This window comes from Primorskyibacter sp. S187A, assembly GCF_049800955.1.
GTDB lineage: Bacteria > Pseudomonadota > Alphaproteobacteria > Rhodobacterales > Rhodobacteraceae > JAKVBH01.
The window spans coordinates 700109-717867 of record NZ_JBNAGA010000002.1 but is presented as its reverse complement, the minus strand read 5'-3'; the positions used below and the strand labels follow the sequence as shown (position 1 = coordinate 717867).

At 60.8% G+C, this 17759-nt stretch carries 15 protein-coding genes; 7 read left to right on the top strand and 8 right to left on the bottom strand.

From position 1 onward, the window contains the following. Nucleotides 1-6 precede the first annotated feature (6 nt). The 7 genes from ACP15S_RS14440 to ACP15S_RS14410 form a co-directional block, all read right to left on the bottom strand. Nucleotides 7-1638: an alpha-D-glucose phosphate-specific phosphoglucomutase gene (locus ACP15S_RS14440; RefSeq protein ID WP_425040340.1), complete on the bottom strand. Its 1632-nt coding sequence runs from the start codon at nt 1636-1638 to the stop codon at nt 7-9. After that, the gene (glgX, locus tag ACP15S_RS14435; RefSeq protein ID WP_425040339.1) at nt 1635-3764 is read right to left on the bottom strand and encodes a glycogen debranching protein GlgX; all 2130 of its coding nucleotides are present in this window, start codon (nt 3762-3764) and stop codon (nt 1635-1637) included. The genes ACP15S_RS14440 and glgX overlap by 4 nt, the downstream gene beginning before the upstream one ends. Then, nucleotides 3761-5206 (bottom strand): glycogen synthase GlgA, encoded by a 1446-nt coding sequence (gene glgA / locus ACP15S_RS14430; RefSeq protein ID WP_425040338.1) that lies wholly within the window; start codon nt 5204-5206, stop codon nt 3761-3763. Before glgA ends, glgX begins: the two co-directional genes overlap by 4 nt. Beyond that, nucleotides 5203-6462 (bottom strand): glucose-1-phosphate adenylyltransferase, encoded by a 1260-nt coding sequence (glgC, locus tag ACP15S_RS14425; RefSeq protein ID WP_425040337.1) that lies wholly within the window; start codon nt 6460-6462, stop codon nt 5203-5205. The genes glgA and glgC overlap by 4 nt, the downstream gene beginning before the upstream one ends. Before the next feature lie 27 nt (nt 6463-6489). Next, nucleotides 6490-8676 (bottom strand): 1,4-alpha-glucan branching protein GlgB, encoded by a 2187-nt coding sequence (glgB, locus tag ACP15S_RS14420; RefSeq protein WP_425040336.1) that lies wholly within the window; start codon nt 8674-8676, stop codon nt 6490-6492. A 102-nt stretch (nt 8677-8778) separates the two neighbouring features. After that, entirely contained in the window at nt 8779-10377 is a 1599-nt protein-coding gene (locus tag ACP15S_RS14415) for an alpha-amylase family glycosyl hydrolase (RefSeq protein ID WP_425040335.1), read from the bottom strand. A gap of 254 nt (nt 10378-10631) precedes the next feature. After that, nucleotides 10632-11051: a GFA family protein gene (locus ACP15S_RS14410; RefSeq protein ID WP_425040334.1), complete on the bottom strand. Its 420-nt coding sequence runs from the start codon at nt 11049-11051 to the stop codon at nt 10632-10634. A gap of 138 nt (nt 11052-11189) precedes the next feature. Here ACP15S_RS14410 and ACP15S_RS14405 point away from each other — a divergent pair, with 138 nt between their 5' ends. The 7 genes from ACP15S_RS14405 (at nt 11190) to ACP15S_RS14375 (ending at nt 17304) form a co-directional block, all read left to right on the top strand. Beyond that, nucleotides 11190-12188 carry an aldo/keto reductase gene (locus tag ACP15S_RS14405; protein WP_425040333.1) on the top strand — a complete coding sequence of 333 codons (999 nt, stop codon included), beginning with the start codon at nt 11190-11192 and terminating at the stop codon, nt 12186-12188. Nucleotides 12189-12311: 123 nt separating this feature from the next. After that, entirely contained in the window at nt 12312-13622 is a 1311-nt protein-coding gene (gene ugpB / locus ACP15S_RS14400; protein WP_425040332.1) for a sn-glycerol-3-phosphate ABC transporter substrate-binding protein UgpB, read from the top strand. A gap of 94 nt (nt 13623-13716) precedes the next feature. Then, nucleotides 13717-14121 (top strand): hypothetical protein, encoded by a 405-nt coding sequence (locus ACP15S_RS14395; protein WP_425040331.1) that lies wholly within the window; start codon nt 13717-13719, stop codon nt 14119-14121. Between the two features lie 10 nt (nt 14122-14131). Beyond that, on the top strand, nt 14132-15013 hold the full coding sequence (gene ugpA / locus ACP15S_RS14390; RefSeq protein WP_425040330.1) for a sn-glycerol-3-phosphate ABC transporter permease UgpA: 882 nt from the start codon (nt 14132-14134) through the stop codon (nt 15011-15013). A gap of 17 nt (nt 15014-15030) precedes the next feature. Continuing rightward, nucleotides 15031-15867 carry a sn-glycerol-3-phosphate ABC transporter permease UgpE gene (gene ugpE / locus ACP15S_RS14385; RefSeq protein WP_425040912.1) on the top strand — a complete coding sequence of 279 codons (837 nt, stop codon included), beginning with the start codon at nt 15031-15033 and terminating at the stop codon, nt 15865-15867. 4 nt (nt 15868-15871) lie between these two features. Continuing rightward, nucleotides 15872-16918 (top strand): sn-glycerol-3-phosphate ABC transporter ATP-binding protein UgpC, encoded by a 1047-nt coding sequence (ugpC, locus tag ACP15S_RS14380; protein ID WP_425040329.1) that lies wholly within the window; start codon nt 15872-15874, stop codon nt 16916-16918. An 8-nt stretch (nt 16919-16926) separates the two neighbouring features. Then, nucleotides 16927-17304 (top strand): DUF4440 domain-containing protein, encoded by a 378-nt coding sequence (locus ACP15S_RS14375; RefSeq protein WP_425040328.1) that lies wholly within the window; start codon nt 16927-16929, stop codon nt 17302-17304. 20 nt (nt 17305-17324) lie between these two features. On the opposite strand, the gene ACP15S_RS14370 is transcribed toward ACP15S_RS14375, so the two are convergent. Further along, a complete protein-coding gene (locus ACP15S_RS14370) occupies nt 17325-17750 on the bottom strand; it encodes a VOC family protein (protein ID WP_425040327.1) in 426 nt (141 codons plus the stop codon). Nucleotides 17751-17759 lie beyond the last annotated feature (9 nt).

The window sequence follows — 17759 nt, the reverse complement described above, 5'->3', positions numbered from 1 at the left end:
ACCGGTTCAGGTGATGACATCCGGTGCGTCGCGCCCGGTCCGCTCCGTGATCCCGGCAAGCGCATCCGCGGCGGCAATGATCTCGGCCAGCGCCGTCTGCGGGTCGATCTGAAGCCGTGCCGGATCGGTCTCCAGTTGCTCAAGGTACACACGCAAGGTGGCCCCTTCGGTGCCCGTACCCGACAGGCGGAAGACGACGCGCCCGCCGCCCTCAAAGAAAATGCGAATGCCTTGTCCCGCGGAATGCGACTGGTCGATCGGATCGTCATAGGCGAACTCATCAGCCTGCGCGACGGTCAGCGTGCCGACGCTTTTGCCCGCCAGATCCTTAAGCTGCCCGCGCACCGCATCCATCAAGCCATTGGCGGCCTGACTGTCCACCGCCTCATAATCATGGCGGGAATAGTAATTGCGCCCATAGCGCGCCCAGTGATCGGCCATAAGATCGGCTACGGACAGATCTTTGTGCGCCAAAATGTTCAGCCAGAGCAGCACGGCCCAGAGCCCGTCCTTCTCGCGCACATGATCAGAGCCCGTGCCCGCGCTCTCTTCACCGCAGAGTGTGACCCGACCTGCATCGAGCAGATTGCCGAAGAACTTCCAGCCGGTGGGCGTCTCAAAGCTTTCGATCCCTTTGGCCTCGGCCACCCGGTCGACCGCACCGGAAGTTGGCATCGACCGCGCAACACCGGCAAGGCCCTTGGAATACCCCGGCGCGAGATGCGCCAGATCGGCCAGCACGGCGAGGCTGTCAGAGGGGCTGACGTAGCAACGCCGGCCCACGATCATGTTGCGATCACCGTCCCCATCGGAGGCCGCGCCAAAATCTGGCGCATCGCTGCCATACATCACATCCATGAGCGATTTGGCCCAGATCGGATTGGGATCAGGATGCCCGCCGCCAAAATCGGGCGACGGCGTTCCGTTCATGACAGTGCCAGCAGGCGCGCCAAGTCGCGTCTCCAGGATTTCCTGCGCATATGGTCCAGTCACCGCATGCATCGCATCGAATTTCATCCGGAACCCGCGTTTGAAGAGGGCGCGGATCGCGTCAAAGTCAAAAAGCTTCTCCATCATCGCCGCATAATCGGCGACCGGGTCAATGATCTCGACGACCATGCCCTCAAGCTCAAACGCGCCAAGCGCGGAGAGATCCGGCGCAGCGCTGTCCACGATGAGGTAACGATCCATCTCGAGGGTCCGGTCGTGGATTTTCGCCGTCACACCCTCACTGGCAGGCCCGCCGTTGGAGCCATTGTATTTCAGCCCAAAATCCTCGTCAGGCCCGCCCGGATTGTGGCTGGCAGACAGGATCAACCCGCCGTCGGCAGGCTTGGTACGGATCAGATTGGACGCGGCAGGTGTCGACAGGATACCGCCCTGCCCCACAATTGCGCGCGCCGCTCCATTGGCCGCTGCCATGCGCAGGATCGTTCCAATAGCCTTGTCGTTGAAATAGCGGCCATCTCCGCCCACGACGAGCGTCTGACCCTTGATGCCGCCGATACCATCAAAAACTGCTTGAACGAAGTTTTCGAGATAGCCCGGCTCCATGAAGACGCGGGTCTTCTTGCGCAAACCGCTGGTGCCGGGTTTCTGGCCTGCGATGGGTTGGGTTGGAACTTCTTGAATGCTCACGAGGCGTCCTCCCGTATGAATGATTGTGTTGAATTTTGCGCGTTGCCCGTGCGCGTCTTCAGGGTGAAGGCGGCAACAGACTCAGCTGCCACACGGACATTGATTTGCGGCAAGTCGTTCACCGGCGCGCCGCTGGTATCAAAAGTGCGCGCCCAATACTGGCCAGCAGCCGCTTCCGGCAGCGTGACTTTTTGCGCGGAACCTGCATTGAAGACAACAAAGATCGCGCCAAGCCGGGGCTCATAGGCTGGTGTGCCCCGCGCCATGCGCATCTCCGCGCCCAGCAAACGCAGGGTTGGATCAATCCAATCCGCATCCGTCATCGGCTTCCCATCGGCCCGGCGCCAGAAGAGATCCGGCACACCATCCACGTACCGCGCGCGCGCATGCAGGAACCGGCCCTGGCGGAGGATCGGCGTCTTGGCGCGGAAGGCAATGGCCTGGCGCACGAACGTGAGAAACTCGGGATCAGCCTCATCCCAATTGACCCAGCCAATCTCGTTGTCCTGACAATAGGCGTTGTTGTTGCCGCTCTGAGAATTGCCGAGCTCATCGCCCGCAAGCAGCATGGGCGTGCCCTGGCTCAGCATCAGCGTCGCGATCATGTTCCGGCGGCGGCGGGCCCGGCGTGCGAGGATTTCCGCATCCTCGGTCGGCCCTTCCACCCCGCAATTGTCCGAGAAATTGTGATCATGGCCATCGCGATTGTCCTCGCCATTGGCATGGTTGTCCTTGCGCGAATAGCTGACGGTATCCATCAACGTGAACCCGTCGTGCGACGTCAGGAAATTGATGGAGGAATTCGCGCGCCGCCCGTCATGGTCAAAATGCACCGCAGAACCGGAGACCCGCCGCGCCAGCTTACGCACCATCGTATCATCACCGCGCCAGAAGCTGCGCACCTGATCGCGGTACTTGTCGTTCCATTCCGTGAAGGGCGAAGGATAGGCGCCCAGCTGATAGCCCCCCATGCCCACATCCCAGGGCTCGGCAATCAGTTTGACCTTGTTGAGCACCGGGTCCTGCCGCACCGCGCGCAGAAACGGCCCGTCGCGATCAAACATGCCGCCCGTGCGTGCCAATGTCGTCGCAAGATCAAAGCGGAACCCGTCCACATGCATGACCTCGACCCAATAGCGCAGGCTGTCCATCACCAGCCGCAGCGTGAACGGGTGATCCATGTTGAGCGCGTTGCCGCACCCGGTATCATTCACATAGTGCCGCCCGCCATCGGTCAGCCGGTAGTAGCTCGCATTGTCGAACCCCTTGAGGCTCAGCATCGGCCCGCGATGGTCGCCCTCGGCGGTGTGGTTGTAGACCACGTCGAGAATGACCTCGATCCCCGCCGCATGAAAGCGCGCGACCATCTGCTGGAACTCGGCAATATCCCCACGCGACATGTACCGTGGCTCAGGCGCGAAGAAGCCGTAGCTCATGTAGCCCCAGTAATTCGTGAGCCCCCGGTCAATGAGAAACCGGTCATCGACAAAGGCATGCACGGGCAGAAGCTCAATCGCCGTAATCCCGAGATTGGTCAGATGCTCCAACATCGGGTCCGATGACATGCCTAGAAAGGTGCCGCGCTGGGGCACATCTCTGCGCCCGGCAGTCAGCCCTTTGACATGGGCCTCGTAGATCACCGTCTCTGACCATGGCCTGTCAATAGTGCCCGCAGGCTCCGCCCAGCTGAAGGCAGGGTCCACCACGACGGAGCGCGGTATGAAAGGCGCGCTGTCACGCCTGTCAAAGCTCAGATCGGCGTCCTTGTGGCCAATCTGGTAGCCATAGAGCGCATCGTTCCAGATCGGATGGCCGGTCAGCTTTTTGGCATAGGGGTCGATCAGGAGCTTGTGCGGATTGAACCGATGCCCCTCTTCCGGCGCGTATGGCCCATGCACGCGGTAGCCATATTGTTGGCCCGGTTGCAGGCCCGAGATGTAGCCGTGCCAGACATGGCCATCGCGCTCGAGCAGGGGAATGAGGATCTCTTCCTCCCCCGCCGCGTTGAACAGGCTCAGCGTCACGCGGGTCGCGTGTTGCGAGAAGACGGCAAAGTTGACGCCCTCGCCATCGAAGGTCGCGCCCAAGGGGAAGGGGCGCCCGGCGGAGAGCTGTGGTGTTGTCATTCTGTCTGTCCGAGAAGGCCCGCATAAAGCGCGGCATAGTCTTTGGCCGAGACGTCCCATCCGACGGGATGGGCCATGGCATTGCGCTGCATCTTGCCCCATGTCTTGGGATCGGCATGGAGATCACAGAGACGGCTCAGCGCATGGGCGAGCGCGCCTTGGGTCACGGGATGAAACTGCAGCCCGGTGGCGACATTGCGCGCCATGGTGGCCGGCGTCGCCGGGATCACCGTATCCGCGAGCCCACCCGTCAGCGCGACCACGGGCAAGGTGCCATAGCGCAGACCGTAAAGCTGGGTCAGCCCGCAAGGCTCAAAGCGCGAGGGCACGAGGATCGCATCCCCGCCCGCCATCATCCGGTGCGAGAGCGCCTCGTCATAGCCGACGCGCACGCCGACGTTCGGGTGATCCGCCGCGCGCCGAAATGCCTCTTCCAACTCCGGCGCGCCAGAACCCAGCAGCGCCAGTTGCCCACCGCGCTCCAGAAGCGCGGGCAGCGCGCCCAGAAGCAGATCGAGGCCCTTCTGTTCTGTAAGCCGGGACACGACAATGCAGAGCGGCCCGTCCGCCTCGCCCAGCCCAAATTCCGTCCGTAGCGCGTCCTTGTTGGCCCCTTTGCCGCGCGGTGTTTTGAAGGGCGTGATCTCGCCATCGCCCTCGGGCGACCAGACGTCCTCGTCGATCCCGTTCAGGATCCCCACCAGATCCGCTGACCGTGCACGCAGGACGCCGTCGAGCCCCATGCCGAACTCCGGCGTCATCAACTCGGCGGCGTAGGTGGGCGAGACCGTGGTCAGTTTGTGGGCGAACTGGAGCCCGGCCTTGAGCGTCGAAATCTGGCCAAAGTACTCGACCCCATCGGGCGTAAAATCCGCGATATCGATGCCCAAAGAGCCGCAGAGCGCCGCATTGGCGAGGCCTTGAAAGGCGATATTGTGGATCGTGAGCACGGTCTTGACACCTGCCGCGTCCGGGTTGCGCGCGATGTAGTAAGGCGCAAGGCCCGCCTGCCAATCGTGGCAATGCACGACGTCGGGCCGCCATCCGGCCAGTGCGCCACCGGCGATGTCCGCGGCCACGCGGCACAGAGCTGCGAAGCGCTGGGGGTTGTCATGCCAATCGCGCCCGTCATGGCCAAGGTAGATCCCAGCAGGTCGATCAAACAGATGCGGCGCATCGAGCACAAGCAGATCAAGCCCGTCTACCTCCGCCGCCAAAACCCGCGCAGGTCCGCCGAAACAGGCCTCGATCTCAAGCACAGCCTCCGCGTCTGCCAGCGCAGCCATGACCGCCGGATAGCCCGGCAGGAGCGTACGCATCCGCACGCCATGGCGCGCCAGAGCACCGGGCAACGCACCGGCCACATCCGCAAGACCACCGGTCTTGACCAGCGGGACGCATTCGGACGCGACGGACAACACTTGAGTTTCTGATTGGCTCACTGTGCAGCGGTCCACTTGTCAATCATGTCAGCGGTGATCAGCGTTGTGCCCTTGTCCGTCACGCGGAAGAACTTCGCGTCGTCCGTGGGATCCTCCCCAACAATGAGCCCTGCCGGGATCTCAACGCCGCGATCAATCACACATTTGCGCAGCCGGGCCGACCGATTGACAACCACATGGGGCAGCACAACGGATTGATCGAGCACGGCGAAGGAATTGGTGTGCACATTGGTGAAGAGCAGCGAATTGCGCACTTCCGTTCCCGAAATGATGCACCCGCCCGAGACCATGGAGGAAATCGCCATGCCGCGCCGGTCTTTCTCATCATGAATGAACTTGGCGGGCGGCACGCTCTCGGAATAGGTCCAGATCGGCCATTGCGTGTCCCACAGATCCAGCTCGGGCGTGAAGTCCGTCAGGTCAATATTGGCCTCCCAAAAGGCATCGACCGTACCCACGTCGCGCCAATAGCTGGGCGCGCCCTCGGCCCGCACGCAACTGTCATCAAAGCGGTGGGCCACGGCTTTGCCGTTCTTGACGATCTCAGGGATCATGTCGTGGCCAAAATCATGTGAGGAATTGGGATCCTCCGCATCACTCAGCAGCAGCTCACGCAGGAATTTCCAGTTGAAGACGTAGATCCCCATGGAAGCCAGCGCCTTGTCCGGGTCCTCCGGCGTGCCGGGCGGATCGGCGGGCTTTTCGAGGAAGGAGGTGATCGTGCTCTGCGCATCGACGGCCATCACGCCAAAGGCAGACGCCTCCTCACGCGGGACCGTCAGACAACCCACGGTCACATCCGCCGCGCTCTCCACATGCTGGCGCAGCATGACCTCGTAATCCATCTTGTAGATGTGGTCACCGGCCAGAATGATCACGTAATCAATGCCATAGCTGTCGACGATATCGATGTTCTGCGTCACGGCATCCGCCGTCCCGCGATACCACATGTTTTCCGAGACCCGCTGCGACGCCGGCAGGATGTCAAGAAATTCATTGCGCTCTGCGCGAAAGAAATTCCAGCCGCGCTGGCAATGGCGGATGAGCGAATGGGCCTTGTATTGCGTGGCAATCGCCATCTTGCGAATGCCGGAATTGAGCGCATTGGAGAGCGCGAAATCAATGATCCGCGTCTTGCCGCCAAAAAAGACCGCAGGTTTGACCCGCCGGTCCGTCAGCTCCTGCAAGCGCGAACCCCGGCCCCCGGCCAAAACGAAAGCCATGGTCCGCTGCGATAGTCGTGATGTCTGTGTCATTCCGATCTCCTCCCCTTGGTCTTTTGTTTACTGCTGCAACTGGAACACCAGAACCGCCAGCGGCGGCACGGTGATCTCGATATGTTGCGGCAGGCCGTCCCACTCTCCCTCGGTGCTTGTCACGGCACCGCCATTGCCCCGATCGCCGCCACCATAGGCCGCGGCATCTGTATTGATAACTTCCGTCCAGGTGCCCGGTTCCGGGGCGCCGATCCGGACACCCTCGCGCAGCACGGGCGTGAAGTTACACACCACCAGCACAGGCGCGTCCTCCGCCTCGCCATACCGCGCAAAGGCGGTCAGCGAGCGCTCGGGATCATTGGCGATCCACCGGAACCCGCTCGGCTCACAATCGCGCCTATAGAGCGCAGGCGTCGCGCGGTAGAGGTGGTTGAGATCCCGCACGAGGCTCTGGATCCCCTGCTGACCCGGACCGTGCAAGGCGTCCCAATCCAGGCTCACGTCGTGGTTCCATTCTTCCCATTGCGCGAATTCGCAGCCCATAAAGAGCAGCTTCTTGCCCGGATGGGCCCACATGAACCCGTAATAGGCGCGCAGATTGGCAAATTTCTCCCACTCATTGCCCGGCATCTTGGCAATCATTGAGCCTTTGCCGTGCACGACCTCGTCATGGCTGATCGGCAGGATGAAATTCTCCGAGAAGGAATAATCAATCGGGAAAGTCATCAGGTGATGATCATATTGCCGGTAGATCGGGTCCTTTTCGATATACCGCAGCGTGTCGTTCATCCAGCCCATGTTCCACTTGAACCCGAAGCCAAGACCGCCCGCATCCACAGGCGTGGACACGCCCGGAAAGGCCGTGCTTTCCTCGGCAACCGTCATGATGCCGGGCACGTCGGCATAGGCGACCGTGTTCATTTCCTTGAGGAAATCGATGGCCTCGTAATTCTCGCGCCCGCCGTCCTTGTTGGGGATCCATTGATCCCCCTCGCGCGAATAATCGCGGTAGAGCATGGAGGCTACCGCATCTACGCGCAGCCCGTCCACATGGTATTCCTTCAGCCAATAAACCGCGTTGGCCGTGAGGAAATTGCGCACCTCCGTACGACCATAGTTGTAGATCAGCGTGTTCCAGTCCTGATGGAACCCCTCGCGCGGATCGGCATGCTCGTAAAGGTGTGTACCGTCGAAGGTGGCCAGCCCATGGGCATCGGTCGGGAAATGGCCGGGCACCCAATCAAGTATCACGCCCAAGCCTGCTTTATGCGCGGCCTCGACCAGATCGCGGAACTCATGGGGCGGGCCAAAGCGGATCGTGGGCGCGTACATCCCCACTGGCTGATAGCCCCAGGAGCCATCGAAGGGAAACTCGCTCACTGGCATGAATTCCAGATGGGTGAAGCCCATGAACTTGGCGTAGTCGATAAGCTCCGTGGCAAGCTCTTTGTAGCTCAGCATGCGTCCGTCAGGCGCGCGCCGCCAGGAACCCAGGTGCACCTCATAGATCGAGATGGGCTTGTCGCGCTGATGCGCCTCAGCGCGGGTCTGCATCCACGTGTCATCCTCCCAGCCATAGCCGGTGATATCGCGCACAACAGAGGCCGTCTCGGGCGGATGCTGGGAGCCGAAGCCCACAGGATCCGCCTTCTCAAACGGCGCGCCCTCATGGGGCGCGATCTCGTATTTATAGGTCTCGCCTTCAGCAATGCCGGGCAGGAATATCTCCCACACGCCGGTATGGCCCACCGCGCGCATCGGGTGGCGACGTCCGTCCCAGACGTTGAAGTCTCCCACGACGGAGACCCGCGCCGCATTGGGCGCCCAGACCGCAAAATGGGTGCCAGCGACGCCCTCGTGCTCCATCGGATGCGCGCCCAGCGCGTCCCAGAGCCGCCGGTGCGTGCCCTCTCCGATCAGGTATTGATCCATCTCGCCCAGCACCGGGCCAAAGCGATACGGGTCCTCAAACGACCAGCTATCGCCGTTCTCAAATGTCGCGCGGAGGCTGTACGTAAATTTCGAATTGGGCACCTTGGCCGCAAAGATCGGCCCCTCCAGCCGCGCGATGGAGATCGTCTTTTTTCCAAAGGACGCTTCAAGCGTTACGGCATCGGGCAGAATGGCAACTAGCCAGCGTTCCCGGCCTGTCTTGTGCACCCCAAGCACCGAAAACGGCGCCGCATGGCGCACGGACAAGAGCCTGCCCACATCCTCGCGCGTCATATGCGGTGGTAGATCAGTCGCTGTCATGCTTCCAATTCCCTCCTCCAAAGCAGTGCATCACACGGACGTTTTTCAGCCGCGCCATGACCACTCAACCCTCAGCGGACCATAAAGTAATCTACCCTTGGGTCAAACCGAAACTTTACGCGCGATAAGAAATGCATTTGCACCGAGGCGCAGCGTATCTCCGTCAATCTCCACCGCCTGCGCGACAAGGGGCGTGACCTTGAAGCCCGGATCACAGGTCACATCCTCAGCAGACAGGTTGAACAGACACAGGATATCCGTCCCCCGCAGGTAGGCAAGGATCGGTTCCGGCAGATCGAGGAAGGTTTGATCCCCCAGCCGCAGGCTGTTCTCGGATTTACGCAGGGCCAGCATCTCACGGTAGAACGCCAGGACCGACGTGTCCTCTGTCTGCGTCGATACGGCCCGCGCGCGTTGGGGCTCCTTGACGGGCAACCACGTGCGATTTGCCGTGGAGAAACCGCCATTGGCCTGAGCATCGTCCCACACCATGGGAGTCCGGCAGCCGTCGCGGCCCTTCTTCTCAGGCCAGAAGTTGATGCCCTCGGGGTCCGTCAGCTCGTCAAAACGCAGCTCGGTATCGATCTGCCCCAGTTCTTCGCCCTGATAGAGACAGACCGAGCCCTCGAAACTCAACAGCATCGCCGCCGCCTGCTTGGCCAGCGCATCCTGATCCTTGGCATGCTCCAGCCAGCGGCCCACGTGACGCGGCACATCATGGTTGGAAAACGCCCAGCAGGGCCAGCCCTCGGGCGCGCCTTTGAAAAACGCCTCGATCCGCTCGCGGAAATGGCGAGGCGAGAAATCGGGCCCCAGCATCTCGAAGCTATAGGCCATGTGCAGGCGATTGCCGGAGGTATATTGCCCCATCAGATCAATCGAGTGGTGCGTGTCGCCCACCTCGCCCACCATTGTGCGACCCTCATATTCATCCAGCAGCGCCCGCATCCGCTCGAGGAACGGGATGTTCTCCGGCTGGTTCTTGGAAAAGAGCGTGTATTGCATCTCGAAAGGCCGCACGGCCTCCTGCGCCCAGGGAAGGTGGTTGGCGGCATTGTCACGCAAGAGCTTGTCGTGGAAATAGAAATTCACGGTATCGAGCCGGAAGCCATCCACGCCACGATCCAGCCAAAAGCGCATGCAGTCCAGCAAATAGTCCTGCACCTCGGGATTGTGGAAATTCCAGTCCGGCTGATCCTTGAGGAAGTTGTGGAAGTAATATTGCTTGCGCCGCGCATCCCATTCCCAGGATGAGCCGCCAAAGATCGCCAACCAGTTGTTGGGCGGCGTGCCGTCGGGGTTGGGATCGGCCCAGACGAACCAATCCGCTTTCGGATTGTCGCGGCTCTGGCGGCTTTCTTCGAAATAGGGATGCTGGTCGGAGGCATGTGAGAGCACTTGATCGATGATCACCTTCAGGCCCAGCTCATGGGCGCGCGCGACCATGGCATCGAAATCGGCCATCGTGCCAAAGCTTGGGTCAATGTCTTTGTAATCCGAGACATCGTAGCCCATGTCCTTCATCGGCGAGGGAAAGACCGGCGAGAGCCAGATCGCATCCACACCCAGTGAGGCCACATGGTCCAGCCGCTCGGTGATCCCTTTGAGATCGCCCACGCCCGTGCCATCGGAATCCATGAAGGAGCGGGGATAGATCTGATAGGTTACAGACCCGCGCCACCAATCCGCATTTTTCGCCATCCGTCTTCTCCTCAAATCGCTTTGGCAGGCCGTGTTAGCCCTAACATCAAGCCCCCATTGCCTGACCCTGTGCCCCTTCCGCAAGTCCTTTGACGCGTTAAATACGCGCTGCGGCGCAAGTGAGCACCATGCAGCACATGTTTTGCACTTTTTTCGCGAAACCGGGCGCTTGCATACGCAGCAAGCAGCCTCGCTGTTCAGACCCGGGAGAATCGGCACTCCCGGTGAAAGCTCCCACACTCTGGGCCGAACCGTCAGAGCGTGGGCGCCTCAGAGCGGCCCGACGAAGTCCGGTTGCGCTCATATTGCCGGGCGCCGGGAACGGGCGAAAGCCATGCCTCGCGGCGGCAGGTCCAGAGCTCATAGGTCGGTTGAAACTGGTCCGGCGCGTCCAAAGCGCCCAGATGCACTTCGATCTCATCGCAACTTTGCGCAAAGACCGAGCCGCCGCACAACGTGCAAAAAGCCCAGCCCTCGTGCTCGCCCGGTTTTCCCTGCGTCAGTGTAACGGCCTGCTGAGGGAAAACAGCGGAGGCATGAAACGGCGCGCCGTGATGCTTGCGGCACGCAAGGCAATGGCACAGGCCCACGCGGTAGGGCTGCCCCCCCACCACAAACCGCAACGCTCCGCACAGGCACCCGCCCGTGACCTCTTTTGAAGCCTCATTTTGCATCTCATGCCCTCCAGTGCACCAGATCACATCTGACCGCCTGTCTTGCGCCAAGACAAGGCCCCATGCCGGGCGTCGACAATCCGCGCGCAGGCAGGCACGATGGCCAGACGCGGAACACAACACAGCGCAGGACATCAGATGAAGACACGTACACTGGGGGCAAACGGCCCGGAGATTGGATGCGTCGGCTATGGCGCCATGTCGTTCTCGGACATGTATGGCCCCACCGATGAGGCGGCGAGCCATGCCATCCTGAATGCCTGCCGCGAGCGCGGCGTGACCCATCTCGACACTGCCAATGTCTACGGCATGGGCAAATCGGAAACGGCTATCGGCACCTATCTCAAAGCCAATCCCGGTGCGCGGGAGGGCTTCATCATTGCGACCAAGGCCTCAATCGCGCGCGACGAAGACGGCGAGCGGGTGTTCAACAATGCGCCCGAATATCTTGAGGCGGAACTCGACACATCGCTGCAGCGGATGGGGATCGACTGTGTGGACCTCTTCTACGCCCACCGCCGCGATCCACGTTTTACGCCAGAAGAGACCGCCGAGCATCTCGGCCGTTTGGTAGAGAAGGGCAAGGCGCGCGCCATTGGCCTCTCGGAAGTGGCCCCCTCAACCCTGCGCCGGGCCAATGCCGCCTATCCCATTGCCGCCGTGCAATCTGAATACTCCCTGTCCACGCGCTTCCCCGATCTGGGCCTCGTCCAGACCTGCGCGGAGCTGGGCGTCGCCATGGTCGCCTTCTCACCGGTTGGCCGGTCGCTTTTGACCGATCACCCGATCCCCGCCGAGCGGTTGCCCGACCTGCCTTTCCTCGTGAACAACCCGCGCTTCATGACGCCCAATTACGAAGCCAATCTGGAGATCATGGCCGGTTTCCGCGCATTGGCCGCCGAGATGGGCACCTCCGCAGCAGCGCTCTCCATCGCGTGGCTTCTGACGCGGGGCGAGCATGTCATCCCGATCCCCGGCACCCGTCATGTCTCGCATTTCCACGAATGCATGGACGGCGCCGATCTTTCGCTCAGCGCAAATGATCTGGCGCGGATCGATGCGATCCTGCCCGTGGGCTGGGCCCATGGCGATCGCTATTCCGAGGCGCAATGGATCGGGCCCGAACGGTATTGCTGAGATGTCTTGCCAACGATCCGTCAGGGTGTATCGTTCGAGTGTCACACAACCATCACAAGATGCGCAGTAAAGACGCGTCATGTGTTTCATGACAAAGCACCAAGCCGGTGCATGGGAGGAAATATGAAAAAGACACTGATCGGCGCGCTCGCCGCGTCCACAATCCTGTCGCCTGTGGCGGCAAGCGCTCAAACGGAAATACAATTCTGGCATGCCTTTACGGGCCGTCTGGGCGAGCTTGTGGCAGCACAGGTCGATGCCTTCAACGCGGGCCAAAGCGACTACAAGGTCGTGCAAAGCCACAAGGGCAACTACTCCGAGACACTCAACGCAGGGATCGCCGCGTTTCGCGCGCAGGAGCAGCCTCATATCCTGATGGTCTTCGAAGTCGGCACCGCCACGATGATGTCCGCCGCAGGTGCTGTGCGCCCGGTCTATGAGGTGATGGCCGAGAGCGGAGCGACCTTTGATCCCGATGCCTATATCGGCTCTGTTAAAGGCTACTACACCACCACAGATGGCGACATGCTGTCCCTGCCGTTCAACTCGTCCACGCCTGTGCTCTGGGTCAATCGCGATGCGTTTGAGGCCGCGGGCGTCGATCCCGACATGGATCTCTCCACGTGGGAGAATGTGGGCTCTGCGCTGGACGCACTCAAAGCAGGCGGCGAGGATTGCCCGCTTGTGACAGCGTGGCAAAGCTGGATCCACCTTGAGAACTTCTCCGCCTATCACAACGTGCCCTTCGCCAGCAAAGACAACGGCTTTGCCGGGCTCGACACGGAATTGATGCTCAATGGCCCGGCGCAGGTTGCGCATCTGTCGGCCATGCAGGAATGGGCGCAGGACGGCAAGTTCATCTACACGGGCCGCCGCAACGAGGGCGGCGCGAATTTCCGGGCGGGCGAATGCGCGCTCTTTACCGAGAGCTCTGCGGGGTATGCCGGCATCAAGGCAGAGGCGGAGTTCGATTTCGAAGTGCGCCCTCTGCCCTATTGGAAAGCCGTCACCGATGAGCCGCAAAACACGATCATCGGCGGGGCGTCGCTCTGGATCATGGCAGGCCATGAAGCGGAGGAATACAAGGGCGTTGGCGAGTTCATGAGCTTCCTGTCCTCCTCCGACGTGCAGGCGCAATGGCACCAGGATACGGGCTATCTGCCGATCACCGCCGAGGCGGGTGACGCGACACGCGCAGCCGGGTTCTATGATGCCAACCCGGGCACCGACATCGCTGTGATCCAGATGACGGCGAAAGAGCCCACCGCCAATTCCAAAGGCCTGCGTCTTGGCTCCTTCGACCAGATCCGGGGGATCATTGACGAAGAGCTCGAAGCGATCTGGGCGGGCGACAAGACCGCTCAGGAAGCAATGGACAGCGCCAAAGAGCGCGGCGACGCACTCCTGCGCCGGTTCGAATCCGCCAATCGCTAGGCCCATCACCGTCTGACAAAGCCCATCCCGGCGCGCGCCGGGGTGGGTCCCCTCAAGAGGGGTGTTTTCAGCGCTGCATTTTGGGGGACAATCCATGCTGATGTTCGCAGTTATTCTCAACCTGCTGACCGCTCTGGGGGTTCTGGCCATGGCGGCGAAATACCTCACAGCGTCCCCTTTGATGGAGTATCATGCGGAGATGCTCAAAGCGGAGACCCTGAGCCCGACCGCTCTGCAAATCATGAAAGCACATTACCGTTGTCTCGGCGTGGCACTGGTGGCGCTGAGCCTGTTGATTGCCGCCTTGGCCATCTTTGTTGTGCGCCTCGATGTAACCTGGGGCAAAATCGCCATCGTTCTGGCCACGAGTATCGCAGGTGGCGGTATCGCACTGGCCGGGCGCGAGACGGAAAACGTCACCGGGGTAAAGACGCCCTGGCGCATCGCCGCAGGTCTCGCGGGCCTTGCCCTTCTCGCCTTTGTGCTCGCCATGATCTGAGGGCGATGAGATGGAAAAACGTGTCACCTTTCGCGGCTGGATGTTGCCCCTCGCATTGATCGCACCACAAGTGCTGATCTCGGCGGTGTTTTTCTTCTACCCCGCCGCTCAAGCCGTTTGGCAATCGCTCTTCATCCCGGACCCGTTTGGCCTGTCGTCCAAATTTGTGGGCTTGGGTAATTTCGAGTTCTTGCTCTCCGATCCCTTCTACCGCGCGTCCTTTCTGACCACGGCTGTCTTCTCGATTCTCGTCACCCTGTGCTCCATGATCCCCGCGCTCTTTCTCGCGGTCATCGCGGACCGGCTCATCAAAGGTTCGGGCGTCTATCGGACCATGCTGATCTGGCCCTATGCCGTCGCACCAGCGGTGGCCGGTGTCTTGTGGCTCTTCATGTTCAACACCCGTGTGGGAGTGATCTCATGGTATCTGGGCCAGCTGGGCTATGATTGGAACCATGTATTGAACGGGGGGGAGGCCATGGGCCTCGTCGTCGTGGCCTCTGCCTGGGGCCGCATCAGCTACAACTTCCTCTTCTTCTTTGCCGCTCTGCAATCCGTGCCCCGCTCTGTCATTGAGGCGGCGGCGATTGACGGGGCGCATTTCTGGCGGCGTTTCTTTACAATCGTCCTGCCCTTGATCACGCCCACTGCCTTCTTCCTGCTGGTTGTGAACGTCGTTTACGCCTTCTTTGAAACCTTCGGGGTCATCCACACGATCACCGCGGGCGGGCCGCAGCAATCCACAACCATTCTGGTCTACAAGGTCTTCTCCGATGGCTTCGTGGGTCAGGACCTCGGATCATCCTCGGCACAGTCGGTCATCCTGCTCTTCGTCGTGGGGCTTTTGACGGTGATCCAGTTCAAATACGTCGAAAAGCGGGTGCATTACTGATGGCCCAGCAAAACGGCATGGTCGAAAAACGCGGACTTGGGATCTGGCTCACCCATGTGATGATGATCCTGGGCGTTTTGGTGATCTTCTTTCCGATCTGGCTGGCTTTTGTGGCCTCGACCGTCACGCAGCCCGAGATCGTCTCGCCGCCCATGCCGCTCCTGCCCGGAGATCAGTTTTGGGAAAACTACTCGGCCGCACTCTTTTCGGGAGTGAACGTGCCCGTAGCCACGATGCTGTTCAACTCGCTGATCATGGCGATTGGCATTGCAGTGGGCAAGATCGTGATCTCGCTCCTGTCGGCCTTTGCCATTGTCTACTTTCGCTTTCCGGGCCGTCAGACCTTCTTCTGGATGATCTTCATCACGCTGATGTTGCCCGTGGAAGTGCGCATTGTGCCGACCTTCGAGGTCGTGGCGGGTTTTGGCATGCTCAACAGCTATTCCGGCCTGATCTTTCCACTGATCGCATCCGCCACAGCGACGTTCCTCTTCCGGCAATTCTTCCTGACCATCCCCGATGAGCTGGCCGAGGCCGCGCGTGTCGATGGAGCGCGCCCGATGCGCTTTTTCATTGATATCGTGGTTCCCATGAGCCGCACCAATATTGCTGCGCTCTTCGTGATCCTCTTTATCTATGGCTGGAACCAATATCTCTGGCCGCTCCTCATCACCACCGATCCCGAGATGAACACCATCGTCATGGGCATCAAACAGATGTTCCCCTCTGGCGATGATGTGGCGGATTGGCCGGTGATCATGGCCACGTCGATCCTTGCGATGATCCCGCCGGTGATCGTCGTGGTGTCGATGCAAAAGCTCTTTGTCCGCGGCCTTGTCGATAGCGAGAAATAATCCCATGGCGACAGTCTCCCTCAAAAACATCACAAAGAGCTTCGGGCAGACAGATGTCATCCACGGCATCTCAACGGACATCGCGGATGGCGAGTTCATCGTCATCGTGGGCCCGTCCGGCTGCGGCAAGTCCACGCTGCTGCGCATGGTGGCCGGGCTCGAGACCGTGACATCCGGTGACATTCTGATTGGCGAGAGCCGCGCCAATGACAAGGAGCCGATGGATCGCGATATCGCCATGGTCTTTCAGAACTATGCGCTCTATCCGCATATGTCGGTGCGCCAGAATATGGGCTACGGGCTCAAGATCGCGGGCCTGCCCAAAGATCAAATTGAGGCGAAGGTTGTTGCCGCGGCAAAGCTCTTGCAGCTGGAGCCGCTCCTTGATCGCAAGCCCAAACAGCTCTCCGGCGGCCAACGCCAGCGTGTGGCCATGGGGCGCGCCATCGTGCGCGAACCAGCCGTGTTCCTCTTTGATGAGCCGCTCTCCAATCTCGACGCGAAGCTGCGCGTGCAGATGCGGCTGGAGATCAAGGAGCTGCAATCCAAACTGGGCATCACATCGCTCTACGTGACCCATGATCAGGTTGAAGCCATGACCATGGCCGACCGCATGATCGTCATGAATGGCGGCGTGGCCGAGCAGATTGGCACACCTCTGGAAGTCTACGAGACGCCGCGCACCCTCTTTGCCGCGCAATTCATCGGCAGCCCCGCCATGAATATCATGGACGCACAGGCGCGCGCCGGTCAGGTGCTCTTGGGTGAGACTGCTGTCGCTCCGACAGATGCGCCCGACGGCCCCGTCAAACTGGGCATTCGCCCGGAACACATGGCGCTTGATGCGGCAGGCCCGCTGGCGCTTGAAGTGAAAATGGCGGAACCCCTTGGGGCCAATACGCTGCTGCATGGTACGCAACCCGACACGCAAGAGACCTTTACGGTCAGCCTCCCCGGCGTGCATGTCCTTGGCGATGAACGCACGATGCGGTTCTCCTTCGCACCGGACGCAGCCCATGTGTTTGACGCTCAGACGGGGTTGCGCTGCTAGCGATGCCCATGGCCCAGGAAGACGCTTCACTGCTGGCTGAGATAAAGGCCTGCGAAACCCGCGTCTGGGACGCGCTTGTACGGGGTGACGCACAAGCAGACGCTGCTGCGCTGCACCCCGATTTCATTGGCATCTATGAGACAGGTTTCGCCGGAAAAGCCGATCACGTGGGACAGCTCTCCCATGGCCCCACATTGGCGCGGTTTTCATTGGACGCCTGCCAAATCCGCCGTTTGGGGCCCCAACACGTAGTGTTTATGTACCGCGCGACATTCCAGCGGATCGGTCGGGACACATCTGAGACGATGTATGTGAGCTCCATCTGGGAACGAGACGGGAGCGGCTGGATCAACCTCGTCAGTCAGGACACCCCTGCCACCGGCTAGATCAATCCAGCGGCCTGCCATCAGGCCGGCACCGCATCAGCGGCATATTGTGCGAGGAACTCCGCCGAGGGCGGGATCGGTGTAATGACATCGATCAGGACCCCGTTCGGATCCCTGTAGATGGCATGACGCTGGCCAAAAGGTTCACTGACCAATGGCTTCGCGAGGGGCACACCCTCAGACCGGAGCCGCTGATCCACCGCATCAATATCCTCAACCTCAAAATTGAGGATCATGCCGCGAGACGCGCCGCGCGCCTCTTCAGGGATGGTCTCGTGATCTGATTTCAAAACCGCAAGATTGACCGATGGATCAGCTTCGCTTTGCAGATGCACATACCAATCCGCCTCGAAAGCGGCACGAAAGCCAAAGTGCCTTTTGTAGAATTCCGCCGTCTCCGCAACGGCATCGGACTGGATCACGGGGTAGTATTGGGTCACACGCATTTTGATCTC